Origin of the sequence: Halococcus saccharolyticus DSM 5350 (genome assembly GCF_000336915.1) — an archaeon.
Taxonomy (GTDB): Archaea; Halobacteriota; Halobacteria; order Halobacteriales; family Halococcaceae; genus Halococcus; species Halococcus saccharolyticus.
The window spans coordinates 110,123-133,317 of sequence record NZ_AOMD01000029.1; the positions used below are offsets into that span (position 1 = coordinate 110,123).

Annotated in this window: 21 protein-coding genes and 1 pseudogene; 12 read left to right on the plus strand and 10 right to left on the minus strand. The window is 57.1% G+C overall.

The features are described from left to right. Positions 1-7 precede the first annotated feature (7 nt). The 3 genes from C449_RS13550 to C449_RS18385 form a co-directional block, all read right to left on the minus strand. Complete coding sequence (locus C449_RS13550) at positions 8-352, minus strand: TrkA C-terminal domain-containing protein (protein ID WP_049914229.1); 345 nt, start codon at positions 350-352, stop codon at positions 8-10. A gap of 272 nt (positions 353-624) precedes the next feature. After that, positions 625-1,590, minus strand: a complete 966-nt coding sequence (gene corA, locus C449_RS13555; RefSeq protein ID WP_006078604.1) for a magnesium/cobalt transporter CorA — start codon at positions 1,588-1,590, stop codon at positions 625-627. Continuing rightward, entirely contained in the window at positions 1,587-1,760 is a 174-nt protein-coding gene (locus tag C449_RS18385; protein WP_169316470.1) for a hypothetical protein, read from the minus strand. Before C449_RS18385 ends, corA begins: the two co-directional genes overlap by 4 nt. A 203-nt stretch (positions 1,761-1,963) precedes the next feature. Between C449_RS18385 and C449_RS13560 the strand changes: the two genes are divergently transcribed. Then, positions 1,964-2,185, plus strand: a complete 222-nt coding sequence (locus C449_RS13560) for a helix-turn-helix domain-containing protein (RefSeq protein WP_006078605.1) — start codon at positions 1,964-1,966, stop codon at positions 2,183-2,185. Between the two features lie 35 nt (positions 2,186-2,220). Here C449_RS13560 and C449_RS13565 read toward each other — a convergent pair whose 3' ends face one another. Next, on the minus strand, positions 2,221-2,880 hold the full coding sequence (locus C449_RS13565) for a DUF7509 family protein (RefSeq protein WP_049914230.1): 660 nt from the start codon (positions 2,878-2,880) through the stop codon (positions 2,221-2,223). A 94-nt stretch (positions 2,881-2,974) separates the two neighbouring features. On the opposite strand from C449_RS13565, the gene C449_RS13570 reads away from it, so the two are divergent. From C449_RS13570 to C449_RS13595, 6 genes are all read left to right on the plus strand, one after another. Further along, the gene (locus C449_RS13570) at positions 2,975-3,376 is read left to right on the plus strand and encodes a helix-turn-helix domain-containing protein (RefSeq protein WP_049914232.1); all 402 of its coding nucleotides are present in this window, start codon (positions 2,975-2,977) and stop codon (positions 3,374-3,376) included. A gap of 322 nt (positions 3,377-3,698) precedes the next feature. Next, positions 3,699-4,823, plus strand: a complete 1,125-nt coding sequence (locus tag C449_RS13575) for a tyrosine-type recombinase/integrase (RefSeq protein WP_049914234.1) — start codon at positions 3,699-3,701, stop codon at positions 4,821-4,823. A gap of 566 nt (positions 4,824-5,389) precedes the next feature. Beyond that, on the plus strand, positions 5,390-6,640 hold the full coding sequence (locus C449_RS13580) for a magnesium transporter (protein ID WP_049914235.1): 1,251 nt from the start codon (positions 5,390-5,392) through the stop codon (positions 6,638-6,640). Between the two features lie 503 nt (positions 6,641-7,143). Continuing rightward, a complete protein-coding gene (locus C449_RS13585) occupies positions 7,144-8,346 on the plus strand; it encodes an SPFH domain-containing protein (RefSeq protein ID WP_006078611.1) in 1,203 nt (400 codons plus the stop codon). Between the two features lie 230 nt (positions 8,347-8,576). Next, positions 8,577-9,539, plus strand: coding sequence for a transcription initiation factor IIB (locus C449_RS13590; RefSeq protein WP_049914236.1), 963 nt, complete (start codon positions 8,577-8,579; stop codon positions 9,537-9,539). A 43-nt stretch (positions 9,540-9,582) separates the two neighbouring features. Then, entirely contained in the window at positions 9,583-9,774 is a 192-nt protein-coding gene (locus tag C449_RS13595; protein ID WP_006078613.1) for a hypothetical protein, read from the plus strand. 158 nt (positions 9,775-9,932) lie between these two features. Here the strand turns inward: C449_RS13595 and C449_RS17575 are convergent. Continuing rightward, positions 9,933-10,954 (minus strand): IS630 family transposase gene (locus tag C449_RS17575; RefSeq protein WP_152415726.1). Its coding sequence is split into 2 segments (ribosomal slippage): positions 9,933-10,460 and positions 10,463-10,954, totalling 1,020 coding nucleotides; the frame shifts between segments, so codons are not numbered across the junction. 111 nt (positions 10,955-11,065) lie between these two features. Between C449_RS17575 and C449_RS19015 the strand changes: the two genes are divergently transcribed. From C449_RS19015 to C449_RS13625, 3 genes are all read left to right on the plus strand, one after another. Beyond that, positions 11,066-12,235: an IS4 family transposase gene (locus tag C449_RS19015; RefSeq protein WP_152415727.1), complete on the plus strand. Its 1,170-nt coding sequence runs from the start codon at positions 11,066-11,068 to the stop codon at positions 12,233-12,235. 371 nt (positions 12,236-12,606) lie between these two features. After that, positions 12,607-13,815 (plus strand): CBS domain-containing protein, encoded by a 1,209-nt coding sequence (locus C449_RS13620; protein WP_006078619.1) that lies wholly within the window; start codon positions 12,607-12,609, stop codon positions 13,813-13,815. Between the two features lie 367 nt (positions 13,816-14,182). Beyond that, positions 14,183-14,458, plus strand: coding sequence for a hypothetical protein (locus tag C449_RS13625; protein ID WP_006078620.1), 276 nt, complete (start codon positions 14,183-14,185; stop codon positions 14,456-14,458). 85 nt (positions 14,459-14,543) lie between these two features. On the opposite strand, the gene C449_RS13630 is transcribed toward C449_RS13625, so the two are convergent. The 5 genes from C449_RS13630 to C449_RS13650 all read right to left on the minus strand — a co-directional run bounded on the left by C449_RS13630 (position 14,544) and on the right by C449_RS13650 (position 20,473). After that, positions 14,544-14,972, minus strand: a complete 429-nt coding sequence (locus tag C449_RS13630) for a DUF7539 family protein (RefSeq protein WP_006078622.1) — start codon at positions 14,970-14,972, stop codon at positions 14,544-14,546. 96 nt (positions 14,973-15,068) lie between these two features. After that, positions 15,069-16,877 (minus strand): SLC13 family permease, encoded by a 1,809-nt coding sequence (locus tag C449_RS13635; RefSeq protein ID WP_006078623.1) that lies wholly within the window; start codon positions 16,875-16,877, stop codon positions 15,069-15,071. Positions 16,878-17,227: 350 nt separating this feature from the next. After that, the gene (locus tag C449_RS13640; RefSeq protein ID WP_006078624.1) at positions 17,228-17,713 is read right to left on the minus strand and encodes an Lrp/AsnC family transcriptional regulator; all 486 of its coding nucleotides are present in this window, start codon (positions 17,711-17,713) and stop codon (positions 17,228-17,230) included. 44 nt (positions 17,714-17,757) lie between these two features. Next, on the minus strand, positions 17,758-19,935 hold the full coding sequence (locus tag C449_RS13645) for an amino acid permease (protein ID WP_049914240.1): 2,178 nt from the start codon (positions 19,933-19,935) through the stop codon (positions 17,758-17,760). Next, complete coding sequence (locus C449_RS13650; RefSeq protein WP_006078626.1) at positions 19,919-20,473, minus strand: NAD(P)-binding protein; 555 nt, start codon at positions 20,471-20,473, stop codon at positions 19,919-19,921. Before C449_RS13650 ends, C449_RS13645 begins: the two co-directional genes overlap by 17 nt. A 408-nt stretch (positions 20,474-20,881) precedes the next feature. Between C449_RS13650 and C449_RS13655 the strand changes: the two are divergent. Further along, positions 20,882-21,688, plus strand: a pseudogene (locus tag C449_RS13655) (integrase); the annotation flags it as partial. Between the two features lie 60 nt (positions 21,689-21,748). Continuing rightward, on the plus strand, positions 21,749-23,185 hold the full coding sequence (locus C449_RS13660) for an amidase (RefSeq protein WP_006078628.1): 1,437 nt from the start codon (positions 21,749-21,751) through the stop codon (positions 23,183-23,185). Positions 23,186-23,195 lie beyond the last annotated feature (10 nt).

Genomic DNA, 23,195 nt, shown 5'->3' on the forward strand with positions numbered 1-23,195 from the left:
TCGACACTCATTCCGGATGACAGTGTTTGATCGCCTCTCTGACTGCCTCTCTCCGTCCGATAAAGGTGATGTGGTCGCCTCTCTCGAGAGCGTCGTCCGCATGGGCAAGCCGATTCTCCTCGTTCCAACTAATGAGTGCGAGATAACAATTCTCTGGAAGCTCGGCTCCCAGTTCGGCTACCGTCTCCCCCACGATATTGTCAGCCGTCACCTCGGTCTCCGGGACGTCACCCGTCCGATTGAGTTCCGTCATCCAGTGGGCGATCGCTGGCCGTTCGATGAAGTTGTCCATCGACCACGCAACCGACATTCCCGTGGGGATCGTCTCGATATCAATTTCACCGAAGCGCACGACAGTGACGCGCCCTCTAGTGTCGGATAGTCCACACTCACTCCCGTGGTAATTTCGTGTAGAAATCGTGCTCTGAAACAGCGCCATCGGGAATTGTGGAGGTTATTACATGACCCGCAGCTTTGGCCGAGTTTTCCCACCAGTTGGGGATGCAGCGTGCGAAATGGGTCGCGTATCTCACATATCGCCTGCGCTCAATGGCGGAGTCTGAAATGTGATTTGAGATAGTGCTCTTCTCGACGGACAACCTCGTGCAGATGGGAATCATCCGCTCAGATATAGTTTTGGCGTCGGAAATATATGACAATGGTTAGTGATATCACGACCATTCCAAAAAGGACGGCCGGATACCCAAGAGACCAGCTGAGTTCGGGCATCGTCTCGAAGTTCATCCCATACAGACCGACCACGAGGGTGAGTGGCAGAACAATCGTTGCTACAACTGTCAACGTCTTCATTACTTCGTTGGTTGACTGAGAAAGCGTACTGAGATAGATATCACGGGCTCCGCTTGCGAGAGTGCGGTAGGTCTCAGTAAGCTCCACCAATTGAACGAGGTGATCATAGACATCACGATAATACTTCTCAGTAATTGCCCGAGTTTGAGTGGGATCACCGCGAGCAAGCACCCCTACGGCTTCACGTGAGGGCCAGAGCAAGCGACGAAATGAGAGTAATTCACGTCGGACTTCATTAAGAGAAGTCAGTACGTCCGCATCTGTCGTTTCAACGATTTGCTCTTCGATTGTTTCGATCTCAATCTCAAGCTGATCCAGTACATCGAAGTATGATTCGACTATTTTATCGACGATCAAATACGCGATGAAATCAGCATCTCGTTCAGGGAGAGCTTGGGGATTATCAATGACCGTCCGCTGGGTCTGCTCAACTACCTTAATTGGGGATACTGAGAGCGTAACTAACCAATCTCGGCCGATGAATAGACCAATCGGATCGGTGTCGAGCTCGTCGCGAAAAGTTGTTTCTTTTGCCGCGAGAGACGCGGTTTTGAGAAGCACAAACGTGTATTCAGGATACTCTTCAGTTTTAGGCCGAACGGTGTTGAGGACATCCTCGGTTGCAAGGGGATGGATACCGAATTCTTCTCGAATTAGTTCCTGCTCTCTGGGAGTCGTGTTGGTTGCGCGCACCCATGTTACCCCTGAATCCTGCCGCGCCGCCGCAATATCATTGTGCTCAGTTGTATCATTAGTGCTACAAGAGACTGCAGTGATCATGGTTCAATAGCTTCCTGTGCCCCCCAGACTCCGATCACAGTCAGCGTTACCCCAGCCATGACACCTGTAATCGAGACTGCTCGGCCAGGATAAGGTGAGAGTACGCCAACCATGTAGCCGAAGAGTCCGAGAACTGTTAGCCCCATCCCGGTTCCCAGAACGCGGTTCATACTAATTCCTGATACTACAAAGCTGGAAAAACGTTCGGCTGCACAAGTGTCATTACACAGTACACGATTTATGTATTGTATGGCGAAAGCAGAGGGGACCCAGAACGCGCGATGAACGGACTCATGTCGGCTTCTCAACTGCTCGAAGAGCCGCGGTTGCTGACTACTGTGACGAAGAGGGCATCTCGTTCACTCTCCAGCAGATGTTCCAGCAGGACGAGTGGAACGGCGGGGAGCCGACAGGGATGATTGAGGCCCAGCGCGTTACGCTGGTGACGGCTTATGAGAACGGCTACTTCGAGGAGCCGCGCGAAGCCGATCTCGCTGACATTGCCGCGAAACTCGGTTTGTCCCCAACTGCCATCGGCGGCCGAATCCGCCGTAGCACGGGCAGATTCGTCGAGACGGCGCTCTTAGACGACTGACCTGTGCTGGGTGAATACCACACAGCACCTTCTGATCATGTTTCATCGGTCTCGTCGTCAAGCGAGGGAAGGTTACCTGTCAGCTCCCGCCGTATCACGTTTGCGACGAATTCTCGCAGCCGTCTGACGAGATCCTCGTCAGTCTCATACGAGTAAATCGTCGCATCCCACCGCCGCGAGATCGACCCGATCATCGCGCTCCGCACGCCTGCTTCATGAACGAAGACGACGCGTTCGGCACGAGTATTCAGTGCCGTCTCATTATTCTGTTCCTGGTCGCGGAAGATGTCTTCAAGGACCGATCCGGTTTCAATGCCGACACCGAGGTTCTTGCCTACCTTCGGGGCGATGAAGGCGGTCACATTGCTTGCTCGGGCGAACGCGATACTCTGGGTGGCTGCATCCATCTCGTCGAGATCAATGTCGGCATCAAGCGCGAGAAACGCGTTCACACCAGGATCGACGCGGAGGCGGTCGCGAGCGTGGATCAACCGATCAAGCACGGTCTGTTCGGCAGTTGTATCCGTGTCAGCATCGCCAGTGAGACTCCCGAAATCGACACTCACGGAATCCGTGTTGACATCGGTGTCAGCCAGCATCTCTTCGAGACTGAATGTTTTGTACGGTCCCATCAGATATACCAAGAACCGATGCCGAGGCACCTCGCCGAGTTCAGCGAGCAGCCGATCACGCATGGGTGCCCTTCCCTGGAGTAGTATATAAACAATCCGATTACCAGCAATCGTTGGGTCAAGAAGCGTTAAGTCAGAGCGGGGCCAACCAATATCCATGGCTGGGCAATCTTCGCCCGAGGCGCACTCCGAGGAGGGTAGTGAACCGGGACCGCTTCTGCCCGAACACAGTGTTCTCTCACTCGATGAGTATCTCGCGATGCAGCGGGCCATTGGAGACGAGATCCGATTTCGGCTTCTTCGGACGCTCAAAGCCCGTGGAGACATGAGTGCGAAAGAACTTGAGACAGCGCTTGAGATCGAGGGGAACAAGCTTCACTACCATCTCAACAAGTTAGTGGATGTTGGCCTCGTACAAAATCGGAAACGGAAAGAACCGGATAGTAGCGGTCTCTTCTCGTATTACCGGGCGAGTGCTCTTGGCGAAGCCATCCTCGAACACGGTGTTGAAGAACTGATCCGCGACGAGTGGCAGTCGCTTGAGCGTTATAGTAAGTGATCGGCTGTGACAATGGCTCTCGCGTGGGATATCGCATGGTTGATTTACTCCCAGTAACTGAACCGAGGTCGCCGCTTCGCGCGAAATCGATAAACCACTATAAAGTGTATGGAGGCAGATTCTGGGTTCAAATGGCCTGAGGTTAGTGAAATCAGCGGAATTGGCTGAAATGCCATTTACTCGTGCTTAGTCCAATAAGGACGAGTACTTTTACGGACCACCGCGCCCTCCCCCACAGCACACCAGATGCGACAACCCAGAACCCGGGTTACTCACCCAGAGAACGGCCATCGATCGAACGAACGCCACGGAGGTGCGTAGCGTGGTGCGGATCGACGCCGTCATCGAGGACTTCCTGACGGACAAGGGGAAAGGACAGCGCGGCGAGAGCGGGAACTACCGCCAAGACGCAAGTCGAGAGCTCGATCGGTTCGTCGACTTTCTCGCTGATCACGAAGACGCAGTAGAGACGTTCGACGAACTGGAGTCCGGACACCTACGCGAGTACGCGCGCTACCTCACCCGTCAGGGCTGGACAGAGGGGACAGTCCGCACGTACTACGCGTACGTCTCGGCGTTCTGTGGCTGGGCAGTCCGCGAGGGCCACCTCGCCGAGAACGTTGCCCAGCGGCGCAACGCGACCGAGCCGATTCCCGATGATGGCGGTCACAAGAGTGGCAACCAGCAAGCGTGGTCCGCTGGGGATCGCCAACAGCTCACTGCGTTCGTCGACGAGCAGGCGAGTACCGCGATCGACAATATCGGCGAGGATCGAGAGGCAGCGATCAAAGCCTGCCGCGACCGCGCTCTGGTGTATCTGCTGTCGTATTCCGGAGTGCGGGGCGCGGAGATCCTCCGCGATCGGAGCGACGAGCGTCGCCAAGGGCTCTACTGGGAGGACGTTCATCTCGAAGACCGGTATGCGACCGTGTTCGCCAAGAAACAGCGTCTCGATGACCGGGGTCTCCCCCAACCAGTACTCCACCCGCTACAGATGTACCAGAAGGTCCTCGACGTGCCAAGCCAGAACTGGCCGGTGTTCCCCTCGTTGCATCGCCCGACACTCTCGGAGTGTTTGACTGATAGGCTGACCGCACGCGGGTACATCAAAACCGAGATCGAAGAGATGCACACGGACCGCTCGCAGATCGAAATCTGCATCGAATTCGATATTACTCCTCCGTCAATGACGACCGGTGCTGGGAGGCACGTCCTCAAGCGGCTCTGTGATGCGGCGGGTATCGAACTCGGCGACGACCGCGACTATCTGATGCCTCACGGCGCTCGCCGCGGTGCCGGTGAAGTCCTCGTGCGGACTTCAGGACACGCAGCTGCTGCCCGAGCCCTCGACAACTCCGAGGAGGTCGTTCGCGAGCACTACTCACATATCGAAGCCGGCGAGCTCGCTGACCAGATGACCACCGCCTTTGAGGAAGCGGACCAATGAGGCAAGTCGAAGACAAGGTGTTACAAAATATTGATACACCACAGTGGCATCCTGAGAAACGGTGTGAGAAGAAGTCGATATCGCCGTAATTCAGAAACGGCGACAACAGACCTATCGGCCGATATCTGAAACCCATGCCAACCGTTCTATGACACCCTGCAGACAGAAAAGCGTTGACCGAATCGGGTCCGAGTGGATAGTCGGTGCTTTCCCATTTTCCGTCCCCAACGTCTCGTTGAGGCTGTGGTCAATCCACTCGCGAAATAGTGTCTAAAGGCACGTACTACCGCTGATGTCGGGGTTCTACGACTGACAACACTCTTAGTCCTAGACGCCGGATATAGCCGTACAACATGTCTCTAACATGTGCAAGATGTGACGAGCGCATTGCTGTGGGTGAGCGCCGTCGGCCAACGCCTAACGGCACCGCACACGATCGCTGTCTCGACGCACGCTGAGTGGTCTGCAAAGAAACGAATGCTCGTCACAGACTGAGCCAGCGAGACGCCTCATAACCGTTTGGTAGAACAAACCCGTTTTAGTAGGTCCCACAAGTCTCGTGACACATGGCCGCGTCTTCGTTTGATAGTCAACAAGCAATCGCCACCTCACCGACGCCAGCGAAGGCATTTCAGGACGTCCCACGGAATCGTCGGAGACGTGTGTTTTTTCGGCTGTCCGAGACAGTGCAGCAGTCCGTCATCGAAGACATGAGCCAAGAGCAGTTGCATCGATTTATCCGTCGGATCGATCCTGACGAGGCGACAGATGTTCTTCAACTGACTGACGAGGAAACGCAGGCAGTGATTCTCCGGCGTCTCGACGAGGACCGCCGAGAGAGAATCGGATTCCTCCTTGATTTCGACCCAGAGACCACTGCGGGCATGATGAATCTCAATTATATAACGCTCGACGCCAGCAGTAGTTTCGACGCTGTCGCCCAGCGTGTCCGCCGCTACGAGGAACGGATCGGTCGTTTCCCGACTATCTTCATCACTGACGGCGACGAACTACTGGGTGAGTTGCCCAGTCAAGCGTTAGCGATGGCTGACCGGGAGTCTGTCAAGGTTACTGACCACATCCACGAAACCCCAACTGTCAGGTACGACAGGCCCGATACAGACGCGCTCGAAGTCTTCAGAGCCAATCCAGAGAGTATGGTCGCCGTTCTCGATACCGATGATAGCATTCTCGGAGTCATCGACGCGGACGACATTCTTCGGGTCATCGATGAAGAGGCCAGCGAAACGCTCTACGAGTTCACCGGCGTCGCTGAAGAGGAGAGCGTCCTTGACGGTCCCCTCACGAAGATCCGCAGTCGGTACAAGTGGCTCGTCATCAACCTCGGAACGGCGTTCATGGCCGCGGCCGTCGTCGGGTTGTTCGAGAGCACTATCGCGGCGCTTGCAGTGCTGGCAGCGTATATGCCGGTCGTCGCCGGGATGGGTGGCAACGCGGGCACCCAGACGATGGCCGTGACCGTCCGCGGCATCTCGCTCGAACAGGTCTCGCTCGCAACTGGTACGCGCGCTATCGTCAACGAGGTCATCGCGGGTGCCGCCAACGGCCTCATCACTGGCGTACTCGTCGCTGCCATTGCCACAGTGTTCAATCAGAGCCCACTCTTGGGACTGGTCATCGGCGTGTCGATGGTGCTGAACCTGATTATCGCCGGATTCTTCGGTGCTCTCATTCCACTCGTTCTCGACCGGCTCGGCCAAGACCCCGCAACCTCGGCGACCATCTTCATCACCACTGCGACCGACGTCCTTGGCTTTTTTGCCTTCCTCGGGCTGGCTCAGGTCGTTCTGCTGTAAGCGATGACTCGACTTCGGTAATCACGCGCACGACAAACGGATCGATTCAGAGCAGTCTCATCAGCGCTCGATGTGCGAAATGTTTTCTCCAGCCACAACCCCTCACTTGAAGCGATCGACGTGACTTTGAGACGCGCTGTCTTGTTATCAAGACGGGTCGCATACGCAGTGTCTCACCAGCTCTCACAAGGAACTCAGTCAAACACATGGTGGGCACAAGAATGAGATAAAGGGCCATTCCATAAGATCGAGGAACGCTCACCTCGCTGCGCAAAAAAGTCCCCATGATGGCCCTATAATCTTCCAGATTGTCGCTGATGCGCCATCCTGTCCCATCTGTGCCTCAGGGAAGACTGAACGAATCGAACGTGTGTTTCGTTACCAGTGTGATTCTGCGCCCGTATCGCTACTGCTATCGGTCCATGACGTTCAGCTGGTTGTTGAGCTGAGAGTCCCACCCACTGGGCGAGTTCTTATACGCCTGAATCTCTAAATTGCGTACAATGCTACTCGTTCTGCTCCAGGTTGCCGACATCGGGATTTCGTCGATCATCGTCCTACTGGTAGTGGTACTCGCGATTATTACTGTCTACAGTGCGATCGAGATCGTCAACGCCTATGAGAAACGTGCGCTCACCGTGTTCGGCGACTACCGCAAACTGCTCCAACCCGGCATCAACTTCGTGCCGCCGTTCGTCAACCGAACCTATCCGTTCGATATGCGGACCCAGACGCTCGATGTTCCCCGTCAAGAGGCCATTACGCGCGACAACTCGCCCGTGACCGCCGATGCGGTGGTTTACATCAAGGTAATGGACGCGAAGAAAGCGTTTCTGGAGGTCGACGACTACAAGCGCGCGGTGTTGAACCTTGCTCAGACCACCCTCCGCGCCGTCTTGGGCGATATGGACTTGGATAACACCCTGAGTAAGCGTACAGAAATCAACACGAAAATCCGGAAAGAACTCGATGAACCGACCGACGAGTGGGGCATCCGAGTTGAGTCGGTCGAGGTCCGTGAGGTGAACCCCTCACCGACCGTCCAACAAGCAATGGAACAGCAGACTTCCGCGGAGCGGCGTCGACGCGCGATGATTCTCGAAGCCCAGGGTGAACGCCGGAGTGCGGTCGAGAGTGCGGAGGGTGAAAAGCAGTCAAACATCATCCGCGCCCAGGGTGAAAAGCAGAGCCAGATCCTCGAAGCCCAGGGTGATGCAGTTTCGACGGTACTGCGGGCGAAATCCGCCGAGTCGATGGGCGAGCGTGCGGTGATCGACAAGGGGATGGAAACCCTCGAATCGATCGGCCAGGGCGAATCGACGACGTTCGTCCTGCCCCAGGAGCTCTCCTCAATGCTCGGCCGGTACGGCAAGCATCTCACCGGCAGCGACGTCCGTGAGGACGGTCAGGATCTCGACAGCCTCGACTTCGACGACGAGACTCGCGAACTGATCGGACTCGACGACATCGACGAGATCATCGGCAACATCGACGAGGACGCCGAACTCGACATCGAGGCGATGGAACAGGAGGCCGAAGCGATCAAAACCGGGGAGGCGACCGGCGACATCCAGGACCCCGACGAGATCATCGCGGAGATGGACCAACCCGACAGAAGCAGCGCGACGGGCGATGAGGATGATTTGAGCGATGGGACCGACACGAGCAACACCGAAACCGAGGAACTCGAATCAGAACCCAATTGAGTCGTATTGACGGTCACTGAGGCCTTTCTCGGCTATCTTCCCCGACCACGCTGGGCGACAGCACTCGCCATCCGTTTCCGACTTCCACTCATGATTTTGGGTGAATCCAGACTCTCACTACACGAGAACGGTCAACGGTGGCGGACGCCTCAGTTCGAACTCGGCCATTCATATGCCATTTTCTACATTTGCGCCGACAAGGGCTTACGCATGAATCATGTAAAATCATAATGGAACGTCCCACTCGCCAGCGCGAGCGCAACACCGAAACCGAGGAGCCAGCGCAGGAAACGGAGGACGAACGAGTCTGTCCCGAGTGTGAATCGGCCAGTTTCATCAAAAGCGCCGATCAAGGCGAACTCGTCTGTGAGGACTGTGGACTGATTCTTGAGGACGATAACATCGACCGAGGGCCTGAATGGCGGGCATTCAATCACGCAGAACGCCAGAGCAAGTCCCGCGTTGGCGCACCAACCACCCAGACGATGCATGACAAAGGGCTAACTACCAACATCGGGTGGCAAAACAAAGACGCCTCTGGCCGCTCTCTGTCCGCCGAAAAACGGACACGGATGAACCGCCTCCGAAAATGGCAGGAGCGAGTTCGAACCAAAGACGCTGGCGAGCGCAATCTCCAATTTGCACTCAGTGAGACTGACCGGATGGCGAGTGCGCTTGGTGTGCCCCGTTCGGTTCGAGAGGTTGCCTCGGTCATCTACCGGCGTGCACTCTCCGATGATCTGATCCGGGGACGCTCCATCGAGGCTGTCGCCACGGGTGCTCTCTATGCCGCCTGCCGCAAAGAAGGAATTCCCCGCAGTCTGGAAGAAGTCACCCACGTCGCTCGCGTCGAACAAAAAGAGATCGGCCGCACATATCGCTATATTGCCCGCGAACTCGAACTCGGAATGCGACCGACCGATCCACAGAAGTACGTTCCTCGGTTTTGTTCCGCGCTCGATCTGAGTGAGGAAGTCCAGTCGAAAGCTAACGAGGTCATTGAAGCCAGCGTAGCAGAGGGACTCCTCTCGGGGAAATCACCAACTGGGTACGCTGCTGCTGCGATCTACGCTGCATCACTGCTCTGTAATGAGAAGAAGACTCAGCGCGAAGTCGCCGACGTTGCACAGGTGACCGAAGTCACGATCCGGAATCGGTATCAGGAACAGATTGAAGCTGTGGGAATTCAGTAGACGGAACAAACGGTTATCACACCCCATCGCCTCCTGTATGGGAATGAAGGATGTATTTAGGGAGCTGGGGCGTCGAGCTGAGAAGTTCAAACAGGACGTGAATGCCGGTGCGGGAGAAACCGCGGACTACGAGTGTATGGAGTGTGAGGAACAATTCGCTGTGAAACCCGACCAGTGTCCGAACTGTGGGTCAGAGCAGATACCATCGACGGAAACTGAAGGCGAATCGGCGTGAACCCTTCCTGTACGCCTACTAGGAAGATTACGATCATTTCGGCTGACCTTCTCGCCACCCTGCCGCTAACTCAAAACCACCCCGCTTCCGCCAATCTGGCGAGAAACTACCGTTTCAAACCATGACATCGAATACCATCATCTCACCGTCTCTGATACTCAAAGACAGAGATATTGATAGACACCTGGCAGACTAATCGATTCGAGTGCTGTCCAGACTGCTGATCGGATTTCGGCACAACTGCCGAAGTAGCGGTTTGCTAAGGCGAATTTGAGCCGACGCCAGTATTCTTCGGTTGGGTTCAGATCCGGCGATCCAGTCGGGAAATACACCAGCTCAATCGGTTCATTGGCGGCGAAGTCCTTCACCGTCCCAGCGGTGAAGTACGTCGCCTGGTCCAACAGTACAACCAGCTTCTCGCCGAACTCCGCTTGGAGATGCTCCAGAAAGCGGATCGTCACCTCACCGGTGAACGATCCGCCACACTCCAGCACCGACGTCTCGCCGTACTCAGTGACTGCTCCCAATAGGTTCACACCCTCGCGAGAGGCCGACACGCCCACGGTCGGCCTCTCGCCTACCGGATACCATGCCGCATAGAGATCCGCTCCAACCGCTTTCCGCGTCTGATCGATCGTGACGACCGTGGCGTCCTCGTCACGGTGGCCTACTTTTTTTCGACCGTCTCTTCGAACTCCTTGCGTTCGTCTTCATCCGCAGAGGCCGGCTCCGGCCGGGGTCTCTTCGGCGAGACCCCGGCCTTGTGCATGAGTCGGCGAGTGTGACGGCGGGAGAAGGCAATGTCGAACGCCTCAATGAGGTAGTGCTGGGCGAGAGCTGTACTCCACGCTGGGTCGTCGTATCCAGCTTCTTCAGGAGGTTCGTGGAGTACAGCAGTGAACTCCTCGAACTGTTCGTCGCTGAGTTCGGAAGGACGCCCAGGACGAGATTTATCGTAGAGCGCGGCGTCGAAGCCGCGCTCTTCGAAGCGATTCAACCAGTTGTAGACGGTCTGGCGGTCCCAGCCGTATTTGTCCTCAATATCGGCCGGAGAGAGTCCTTCGAGATATTCGCGAGCAGCGGTGAGACGTTTGATCGCCTTCGGATCTGTCTCGTCCGCGAGTTGCTCGCGGACTCGACGTTTCGTGAGGTCGGGGATCTTGTTCCCTCCCTTGGCCATATCGGCGACTGTTCCGCTGATGTATCAAAACTTCCGGCCTACGGTATAGTTTATTCCTGTTTCGAGTATTTGAACCCCACTCACTAACCGCCTGTTTACCGTACTGAGCGCATGAGTTCAGCAATCAGCGCTCCGACGTTCGGCGGTGGTGCAGAGAATCGCGTCGTTGATGGATTCACCTCGCTGCTCGACGAAGTCGACAGCGAGGAAATCGCCGCTCGATACGATATCGGTCTTCATTCGAATCGCATTGATTTTCTCGAACACGTCAAAATCGGTCTCCGGTTGGGCATCGCTGATCCGAACACACTCGAAGATCTCGCTCAACAGACCGATGTCTACTCCGATCTCGAACCGATCAGCAAGGGTCACTTCTCGAAATTGACCACGCGCCGACCCTACCAAGCGGTCGTCGACCTGGCGACCGCTGTCCTTGAGCAGCGTTCTCTGTACCATCCTGCCGGAATCGCTCGCAAACGCCTCGAACACCTTCGGGACCGCCAGATCATCGGCTGCGATGCCACACGTCTTCCACTCAGAACGACGCTCGTCGTCGACACCGGCGACGACGAGCTCGTCGTTCGTCCCGAAGATGGTGGAATCGAACTGCATACTGCCGCTCGACTCGATCCAGCCATGAAACATCCACTCGGTGCGTTTGTCACTCGTGCGAATTATCCTGAATCGGACGCGTTTCCCGTCCTCGCCGGCGACGTCGAGGTCCACGAGGACCTCGACTCGGTGATTTTCGTCTTCGATAAGGGCTACGTCAATTACGGTCGGTTTGCTGGTATGAAGAACGACGATATGGACTTCGTCACACCTCTCAAAGACAATGCGAAACACGAAGTCGTGGAGCGAGTCCACGACTTCGAACACGAACAGCCAGATGGCGAAGAGGTACGGGTCACTGACGAGTACATCGAACTGGGAACGGTGGGACGGGAGTATCGGAAAGTCACCATCATGCACGACGATGATGACGACGAAATTTATCTCACAACACTGTCTCACGACGAATTTGATGCCTTGGAGATCGGGCTGATCTACGGCGTCCGGTGGCTGATCGAGATTATGTTTCGTGAATTGAAACAATACACGAACATCCAAAGATTTCACAGCATGACGCTGAACGGTGTCTTTTTCGAGGTATATTGCACGTTTCTCGCGTACATCCTTGCCGACTACTACCGACGCCAATATCCAGTCCACGGCGGAATGCCGCGGACGTTCCGCCTGATCCGCAACTACTGGAACCAACCGCTCGGTGAATATGGGTAGCCCTCGACGCATCCGACGCGTTCGCCGCCGCTCACGAGCGGCGGCTCCGGGAAGTTCACTTGAAAATTCTATCTGATAGTCATTTCATGCATCGATGCTGATCTCAACAGATCGTTTCCCGATCAGATCCAACTGATTTCCCGATCTGAGATTGAGGAACCGCTGGGGTAGCTACAAATACTCGAAACAGGAATAGTATAGTTCTCTATCCATTATCAGTACAAACTCTACACTCAGTACGAGAGTTACGGTTTGTCGGGATGAGCGACGTCGAAATCAAGCCCCGTCTAGCGATCCTACAGAGCAGCTACTTCAGATGTAAGTGGTAGAACAAGTATAACCGGCTAGCGCCCCTCCCAATAGAGACACACATGGATATCTCAGAGATTCTCTCCGCAAAATTCACGGAGTTCGATGTCGGCACACCGCTCTCGAAGGTCGCCGGGGCGTTCGAGAATCAGGAACTCGATGCGGTCATCGTAACAGGTGACGACGAGTATCGCGGTGTCGTGAGTCGTCGACAGCTGGCTTTCTCGTCCAACCAACCGTCTGCGAAGGTCGGCTCACAGGTACAGCACGTCCCGACTGTCGATCGTACCGAGGATGTCCGCGAGGTCGCGCGGCTCATGATCGGTAGCGACGCCAAAACGCTCCCCGTGCTCGATGACGACCGTGCCGTCGGTGTGGTGACCGGCGATGCCGTCCTCGAAGCTGTGCGTCCGTTTCTCGACGCGGTGACTGTCGACGACGCCTACACGGCGGAGCTGATCAGTGCGACCCCCGAAACCACGATCGGGAAAGCGCTCAATATGCTTCGAGACGCCGGAATCGCCCATCTCCCGGTCGTCGACGGGGACGACCTCGCGGGAATGTTGAGCCTGTACGACGTCATCGAGTTCACGACGCGGGGCGGCAGTAAGAGCCAGGGAGGTTCGTCGAGCGGCTTCGGTGGCCGCAGCGGTGGGGGGCAGAGCCGTGGCGGGTTCGGCGCGCGCGAGGGCGATGCCGACCGGATGCTGGACCTGCCCGTGAGAAATCTGATGTCCGACACAGTCGCGACCGTCGAGCAGTGCGCTCCGCTCGACGAGGTCGTCGAGACGATGTTCGAGCGGGAGATCTCCTCGCTCGTCGTCACGGCCGACGACACCGACAAGCCGGTCGGTATCATCACGAAAACGGATGTCATCGAGGCACTCACCTGGGAGCGCGACGACCGGAACGCCGTGCAGGTGTTCGGAATCGACCTGCTCGAGGGGATGGACTACGACGACGTCTCCGCGCTGATCGAGAGCGTGACCTCGAAGTACGGTAAGATGAGCGTGATCAAGGCCAGCATCGAACTGCAGGAGCACAAGGAACGGAGCCGGGGGATGCCATTGGTACTGGCACGGATTCGACTGGTCACCGACCGCGGCTACTTCACGGCAGATGGGGAGGGATACGGTGCCTCCCACGCCCTCCGTCTCGCAGCGAACACAGTCGAACGCCAGTTGCTCAAGGGGAAGACCTACGGCCAATCGAAAAAGCACTCAGACGCCGCCGAGCAGGCACGACTGTACGGGTGGTGGCTCGGCGGGTAAATATCTCGATTCCAGTCCGCTATCGATGGCTCCATATTGGAGATTTGAACAGCCGCGAATACGGGCACTATTAGCTTAGTCGGCTGAAGTAGGTGGAGTTCCTCCGTTCATGATGGTGTCATGATGGTAGAAATTCGGTTAGAAGATGGGGATGCCAGCCTGTCCTGTTTTTGGATGGGGAGCGCACGCCAGCCGGGTAGCGATCGATTCACAGCGGCTGGTTATAAACGTACGTGGGCAAGTAATTTAGAACCCATGGTGCGGTGAGTGAATGAGTAACAGGTGCTGTTCGTTCTGAACTGGGAGTTCGGTCCGTGGCGATACAGTGCATCGGAAGGGTTTACCCTATAGCGAACGATAAATAATCATGAGCACTGAAGAGAACCTTCCGGAAGATTGGATGTTAGAAACTGAGCAGACAACACACGACGAACTCATGGGTCGGGATTATACCACGGTTCTCTATCGCCAGGAACACACCAGAAGTGCAGTATACATCAACGAGGTCATCGACGGAGCGAACGTCTGGGAATACAACGTGCATCACTCGGGGCGAGACAGTGACCTTGGAACCGCCGCTGACTTGGAAACAGCGAAGCAGATAGCGTTCGAGTTCATGAACGACTCCGCCGCCAGCGTGTGATATTCTCCGCGCTGTCGACGGCGGGATCCCCTCACTGAAGTAAAATAGATGCGTACGATCACCCGAAAGTGGATCTGACCGGGGCTTACTGCTGGGTCTGACGGACGAACTCGTCGAGCTTTGCTTCGATGAGTGTCGCGACGCGCTCGCTATATTGCCAGAGTGCTGTGTTGAGTCGTTCTTCAGTCTCGTCATCGAGGCTGTCTCCCCCGCGGAGGACAGAATCCTTGGTGATCTGTGGGTGGTACACGCAGACCACGCCAAGTGAGGTATCCGAACTTGAGGTCCCCGCCGTGTGGATTCCGTACTGATCGGTCCCCCAGACACCATCGCCGCCCTGTCGCTCCAGTTCGGAATCGAGCGCGTCGAGTAGTTGCATCTCTTCGGGCGAGAGGAGAGGATCGTCGCCTTCGAGCAGTTCGGTGTACGCCTCTCTCCGGGCATTCCTCGTCCACTGGTCCAACTGGGAGCGCGCCCGTAGTACGAGCTGTCGTTCGTCTGGAAACTCGGCCATACTTCTAGTACGACGGCCAGGTGAATCAACGTTCGTACGACACCTCCAGTCGGAGGTAGTGACGTTGGCGCACTATCTCGGGCAGAACGGTTCGTCTCACACGCGCACACCCCAGAAGAACGCGATGCCAAGGACGGAAACGACCGACAAGAGCAACTGTAGTGGGGCACCGACACGGAGAAAGTCGGAGAATTTGTACCCGCCTGGCCCGTAGACGAACAGGTTTGTCTGGTATCCCACCGGCGTCATGAACGCCGTCGAGGCGGCGAACGTGACCGCCAGAACGAACGCGAACGCGTTCGCTCCGATCGACTGGGCAGCGTTGGCAGCCACCGGAATCATCAACACGACACTCGCGTTGTTGCTGATAACGCTTGTCAACAGTCCGGTCACGAGATAGAACACCCATAGAACGACGATTGGCGGCAGGAACGTTCCTGTCGCCGCGACGGCGCCCCCGAGCAGCGCTGCAGCGCCCGTCTGCTGCAGGGCGATGCCGAGCGGGATGACACCTGCGAGGAGGAAGATCACGTTCCACTCGACGGACGAATAGAGTTCAGTCGGTTTGAGAACGCCGGTGAAGATCATCGCCACGACGCCGGCAAGTGCTGAGACCACGATCGGGAGGACGTTCAACGCCGGCAGCGCGACCACGCCGGCGATGATACCGACCGCGAACGGAATCTTTTCGGTTCGGTAGGTCACCTTGTCGAACTCGTGGGCGACGATGAAATCCTCATTCTTGACGAGTCGTGTAAGGCTGTCGGGCGGTGCTTGGACGAGGATCGTGTCTCCGACACGGATACGGATGTCCTCGAATCGGTCCCGGACAACATCACCACGGGTGCGAAAGGCCAGCACGTTCGTGTCGTAACGCTGTCGGAACGACGAACTTGCCAGCGTTTCGCCAACGAGGAACGATCCCGATGGAATGACAACTTCGACAAGCACAGGTTCTTCGTCCTCAGGATGAAGGTCGTCCTCGGTTCGCGGACCGCCCGACAGTGTGAGCCCTTCCGCATCTATGATGTCCTCGAGTGTCTCTCGGTTCGTCCTGAGTCGGAGCGTATCGTTTTCGTGGATCTCTTTTCGAGCGAGCGGTTCGTCAAACTGCTCGCCGTAGCGAATCAGCTGTAACACGTCGATGTCGCGCTCGTCGTCGCCGAGCGCCTTCCCGACAGTCTGGCCGATCAGTGGCGAGTTCGCCGGGACGACCACATCCGCGAGGTACTCCTGGAGAGCGTACTCCTCAACGAGGTCCTCGTCAGCGGGGATCCGTTCGGGGAGCAGTCGAACGCCGATCGTCATGAGATAGAGGGAACCGACGGCGAAGACGATGATACCGAGTTTGGTGAACTCGAACATCCCGAACGCGTGTAACCCGATCCCCGGAGACTCCGCACCGAGCTGGGCCGCGATATCGCTCGCAAGGATGTTCGTCGACGTCCCGATGAGTGTGAGCGTTCCCCCGAGCATCGACGCGAACGACAGCGGCATCAGCAGCTTTGAGGGAGAGGTGTTTCCCTCGTGTGCGAGATCGGCGATCACGGGGACCAAAATAGCGACGACCGGCGTGTTGTTGATGAATCCAGAGACTGGACCAGTGACCCCGACCGTCGCGGCGAGTTGCTTACGTCGGTCGGTCCCAGCGAAGGCAGCCATCTTCCGGCCGATCAACTGGACGAGACCGGTTCGATTGATCCCCGTACTTAGAATGAGCATCGCCAGCACCGTGATCGTCGCTGGGTTAGCAAATCCCGAGATTCCCTCACGCGCGGAAATCTGTGTCCACGGTTCGAGCACCATCAACAGAACCATCACCAGGATGGCGGTGACATCGATCGGAAACCATTCGGTCGCAAAGAGGACGAGTGCGAGGAGAATGAGGGCAAAGACAACAAGCATCTCCGCTGTCACCGGCGTTGAGGCCAGACTCTGTACTGCCAGAGAATTCAAAGGGAGAGACATATCGAAAAGAGACGCCAACAACGGAAAAGAACTGATATTGACACAGCCTCATTTGCGCCCTGGTAGCTCCGTTTTGCACGATTCACAGAATTTTCAAATGAAGCGTTACGAGGGTGTTTAGTACTACGCTCATCTGTGGGAGACTGTTGATAGAGCTTCCCCGCTCCAAGAGGAGGTAGCAATCAGAGCACAGAGTAGCTCTCAGTACGAATCGCAATTCATTGGAGGGGTGTTGGAACCGCAAGAGGGCTCTCCATCAACAATGTTCTACAAATGAGCGTTATCCATTAATCGACTGTTTCTAACTCATTGTCTTCCTTGTCAAACCAATGAAGCGGACAGGTGTACTCATTGTGAACGAGTTCTTCCTCGACAATCTCAAGACCGAGTGTGGTGAGGTCACGACCAATACGGCTAAGGTCGTCGCCATTGCGCCCAATAGCAACAACGTGGATGTTCTCTTCACCGGTCATTAACTCTCGAGCTGATACCACACCAGGGATCGTCAACGCCTCTTGGGCGAGCTGTTCGCGTTCGGGGATTGGAGCGGTGCAAAAGATAATGGTGAACAGCTGATAGCCCGCTTGTTCGTAATCGATATCGAGGTGAGCGCCGTGAATGATGCCGTTGTCTTTGAGGCGACCGATACGTTTGCGGACCGTGCTCGGCGAAACGCCATAGTCGTCGGCAATTTCGGCCGCCGACGTTCCCAGGATGTCCTTTTGGAGTCGGTAGATGATGTAGCGGTCCAGTTCGTCAAGCTCTCGCGACATACTCTGGGTACGTAACTCCGCTCGGGAAAGCATTTGCTGTCTCCCTACAGCAGCCAGCGTTCGAGTGCGCGCCCGAACCATCCCGGTGTGGTCTCCTCACGCGGGCGCACGACGAGCACCGGACAGTCGGCACCGTCGGCGAGCGACTTTCCTTCAGTACCGACGACCAGAATGTCGGTCTCGTCGTTCTCGACGCTGTTCACACCGCCATCAGAGCGGACGAACGCCGTTCTGACCGGAACAGAACAGAGTGCCGCGACCTCCTCGTGGTATTTAGCGAGCGTCCGGCGCTGTTCCTCGGAGACGGGCTCATCGCGGCCATACTCTAATATGATCGCCGCATCATGAGCCGCCGCTACCGCGTCGGCGACAGCAATTTTCGCCGGATCGTGGGGTCCTTCATCAGTCAGCACGGTCACGGTCTCGATCTCGTCGCGTTTCGTCTCGCTGTTGTTGACGATGACAGCGTCACAGTCGGTGTGAGTGAGGGCCCACTCGATGTCCGAATCGAACACTCGCTCGCGGAGCCGCGACGGCTGCTGTTCCATCACGAGCATGTCCACGTCGTACTCTTCGACATAATTCGCCAGCGCATGGCGGGTGTCGTGACTCACCACCTCACCTACTCGCACTGGAATATCGAGGTCGGTCGCAAGCGTGTCAGCCCGTTCTTCGAATTCAATATCAGTAGGAGATTGCTCGGTGGCAGCTTCAAGCGGCACCTGGTCAGCCACTTCGTCGAATCGGATGACCGATACCGCGCCGTGCTGGGGAACTGCGAGGTCCGCAGCGACATCCACAAGCATTCCCTCGTGTGAGGCGGCCACGTCCTCTGGAACCGCCACGAGTGCCTCGTACCCCTCGGTCGGGGTGACGGCGTCGCGGGTGCGGTCGACAGCCTGCTTGCCGACTTCACGCCGAACCGCGTCCATGGCTGCTCCTTCGCGGTCCACCCGGTCGCGGGCGTACCAGAGATACCACGTGACGCTACCGGCCGTGATGAGGACAGCCCCAACGAGCGGAATGGTCCCCATCTGCGTAAGCAGGACGAGACCGCCGATGACACCGAACCCCTGCATCCACGGGTACAGTGGCGACTCGAACGTCGGCTCGTATTCCATCGTTCCGCGGCGGAACGCGACCACGGCGATGTTGATAAGAATGAACACGAGAATCTGGAACGCACTCGCCAACTTGGCGATACTTTCGAGCGGCACGAACGCGATGAGCACCAGCAATACGACGCCCGTAAGAGTAATTGAGGCACTTGGGGTGTTGAACCGCTCGCTGATGTTTCCGAGCGACTTGGGAACGAGGTTATCACGGCTCATCGCAAATGGATACCGAGAAGACGAGAGAATGCCCGCGTTAGCGGTACTCACCAGCGCGAGCAACGCCGCCATCACTACAGCGAGGACGCCTGTCGGACCGAGTGCGGCCTCGGCGGCGACCGCCATTGGTGCGTCCGAGGCGGCGATAGCCGACGTGTCTGTGACACCGAGCATGACGACCACGATAACCGCATACAGTACCGTGGTGAACCCGAGCGAGCCAAGAATGCCGAGGGGAATATTCCGACTCGGATTCTCGATCTCCTCGGCGACGCTGGCCACCTTTGTCACGCCCGCATACGAGACGAACACGAGTCCAGTGGCTGCGAGAATCCCCCCAATACCGCCCTGGAAAAAGCCTGCGTAGTTTGCCGTCTGCACCGATGGAACCCCGCCGATCGCAAACCAGCCAAGCGCGACGAGCATGACAGCAACGATGGCAACCTGCACGCGGCCAGTCTGTTTGGCTCCAAACAGGTTAACAACAACGAGAATCACGGCGAGTGTGAGCGCCAGCGGGGTCGTAATCGTCGGAGGAACGTCAAACAGATAGAGGAGATACGGAACCCCGCCGACCAACGCCAGCCCGCCCTTGAACGACAGCGAGAACCATGTACCTATACCAGCGACGGTCCCCAAGAGCGGGCCCATGCCACGCTCGATAAAGACATAGGTGCCGCCAGATTCGGGCATCGCCGTCGCCATCTCGGATTTCGAGAGCGCCGCTGGGAGAACAACCAGCCCGGCGAGGATATAGGCGAGAACGACTGCTGGTCCCGCGTACCCGACTGCGACTGCAGGAAGAATGAAGATACCGCTCCCGATCATTGCACCGATACTGATAGCGAGGACCGAAACCAGCCCAAGGTCGCGTTCAAGTTCTTTGGGCACTACATGTCACCCCCGCTCCATCTGAGCGGACCCGTTCGTGTTTCGGGTCATCTGTCGACTCCTCGTGCTCCAAGTGTCGCTTCGCCGTATCCTCCTCTGTTTCCTGACCTAGCGAACGCTCGGTCTCGACTATCTCGGCGCCACGGCGTTGTCGGTCGAGTGCGCCGGCTAGCACGGTCGAGGCAGATACCGGTTCGATGCCAGCTGCAGTGAACGCCTCGACATTCTTGGGATCATTCACGAGTGCGATAACGCGCTCGGTCCGTCGGAGTTGGAGAAGCTGTGCGACCAGCAAGTTGTGGCTGTCCTTCTGCGAGGCAACGATAGCAGTACCCATCTCCTCGATGTCCTCGCGGTCGAGAGTGGCCGCCTCGCTCGGATCGCCCACCCGAGCGTCAGCACCCGCCTCTGCTGCATGTTCGACCGCGCGCTCATCCTCGTCGAGGAACACCACCGCGGCCGAGGTGCCGACGAGCTGACCCGCGAGCACCTCTCCTACGGCTCCGTCACCGCCGATTACCACGGTTTCACTGTTCATAACGAATCATTCCTAATATCTACTATTAGATCACGAACCGTGATAAGACACGCGCTTCTCTCACGTATACGTGATCGTAATCCCAAACATCATCGTTTGCTGACTTTTTCTGATTGTTCACATCAGGCCCCTTCTGACCGCTTCAGAAGGCGGCTAAGTTGATTCGTCATGTGTAGCTGTCTGCGAATTTTAGGCTATCGATATAGATTTCGAATACGTTTGTGCATGAGCAATCTACCTGACCGACCTCAGGTACCGAAGAGTTCCCCGCAGCGGTAATTCCTGAAACACACGCGCTGAGAGTCGGCATTGACGGCGATCCGTTCCCGATGATCGAGAACAGAAAAACAAGTCAAGCAAGCGGATTTCGCGAATTCGCCGTATCTCTCCGCAGCGGTTTCACCGACCATTGCCGACAGTGGCGGTCACAAGAACGGCGACCAGCAGGCCTGGTCCAACGGAGATCGCCAGCAGCTAACCACATTTGTCGACAAGCAGGCCAGCACCGCGATCGACCACATCGGGGAAGATCGAGAAGCAGCGATCAAAGCCTGTCGTGACCGTGCTCTGGTGTACCTCCTGTCGTACTCCGGAGTGCGTGGTGCGGAGGTCCTCCGCGATCGGAGCGACGAGCGACGTCAGGGGCTTCGTTGGGAGGACATCCACCTCGAAGACCGCTATGCGACAGTGTTCGCGAAAAAGCAGCGTCTCGACGATCGGGGTCTCCCCCAGCCAGCAATCCACCCACTACAGATGTGCGAGAAAATCCTTGACCCGCCGAACGAAAACTGGCCGGTGTTCCCCTCGTTTCATCGCCCGACGCTCTCGCAATATTTGACCGACGGGCTGACCGCCCGCGGGTACACCACAACGGAGATCGAAGAGCTGCACACGGACCGCTCGCAGATCGAAGTTTGCACCGAATTCGACGTCACGCCCCCGTCGATGACGACCGGTGCTGGGCGACACGTCCTCAAGCGGGTGTGTGATGAGGCAGGTATCGACCTCGGTGACGTCCACGCCTATCTGATGCCCCACGGCGCTCGCCGCGGTGCCGGTGAGGTTCTCGTCCGCACGTCCGGGCACGCGGCTGCCGCCCGAGCCCTCGACAACTCCGAAGAGGTCGTCCGCGAGCACTACTCGCACATCGAAGCCGGCGAGCTCGCCGACGAAATGACCAATGCGTTCGAAGAGGCGGATCAGCAGGGTGGTTGAAGAATTCCTGAGCAATCAGCGCAGCAATTCTTAATATACAACCGTCAAATAGTTCTTGTGATGTCCAGTGATCCGTTCAGACTGATCGGGCAGGCAGCGGAGTCCTATGGAATCACCCTCTCCGATGAGGCCCTCGAAGAGTATGCAGCCGAGTTTAACTCGATGCTGAAGGGGTACAAAGCTCTCGAAGCTACCGATCCTGTTGATGAGCCGGCGACCGATGTGAGCGAGGCTGACGACGATCTCAACGCACTCAGGCACACGTTCTCGCTTCCGATCGACGCGGAGAACGACTCGCTTGCAGACCTCGAACTCGGTGTCAAGGAGAACATCGCCGTTGCAGGGGTTCCGATGACCTGTGGTTCTGCAGCGCTCTCCTATACGCCCGAAACCAATGCTACGGTCGTCCGTCGGCTTGGAGAAGCCGGTGCCGATGTCCGTGCCACGACCAACATGGACGAGTTCGCGTACTTCACGACGGGTGAGACATGCGCCCACGGACCGACTAACAATCCCGTTGCTCCAGGACACGTTCCCGGTGGCTCTTCGAGCGGGAGCGGCGCGGCGGTCGCTGCGGGACTCCTTGACGCTGCATTGGGGAGTGATACTGGTGGTAGCGTCCGCATTCCTGCGTCATACTGTGGCGTCGTCGGGCTGAAACCGACCCATAGCGCAGTTTCGCGCTTCGGCTTTGTCGACTTGGCACCGTCCCTCGATCATGTCGGCATACTGGCGGAGTCGATTGACATCACAGGGCGGGTGTTCGAAACCATTGCTGGGCCTGACTACCGCGATCCCTCGACACGAGGGATGCCAACTCGCGGAGATATTGCGCTTCCAACCGATATGGAGGGAATGCATCTCGGCGTTGTTGACGAGGCGATGAATGATGCGGCCGACGCGGTCGAAAAACAGATCGACACCGGCACCGAAACCCTCGCCGACATTGGTGTGAAGACTGATCGCGTTTCGCTACCGACCTTCAGAACGATAACCCCAGCACTACTGGCGACTGTTGGTCTAGAATTCGCCCATCTTATCGCCGACAGTGGACAGGTCTACGGCACAGGAACGGGATACAGCGAGCGGCTTCGGGCGGCGATTGATGATCTCTCGGTGGAGCAACTCGGCGACAACGTTACCGGACAGCTCCTGACACATGGCGGCCTGTTGGCCTCTTCGGGCGAGCAGCACTACATCGGAGCACAGCGTGTTCGTGAGCAGTTCATCGACGAAGTAGAGGACGCCTTAGCAAAGTACGATGCACTCGTTCTCCCAACAACGCCAACGGTAGCACCGGAGTTTGGCTCAGTTACTGATGACGAGGCGTTCCTACGGACGGTTTCTCACACTGCACCGTTCGACGCTACTGGCCATCCTGCGCTGTCGGTTCCTTATGGTGAGGTGGATGGTCGCCCAGTCGGATTCCAAATCGTTACTGCTTGTCATAGTGAGGCGACTGCGCTCGGTCTTGGCACTGAGCTTGAAGATCAATAGCGACACACAG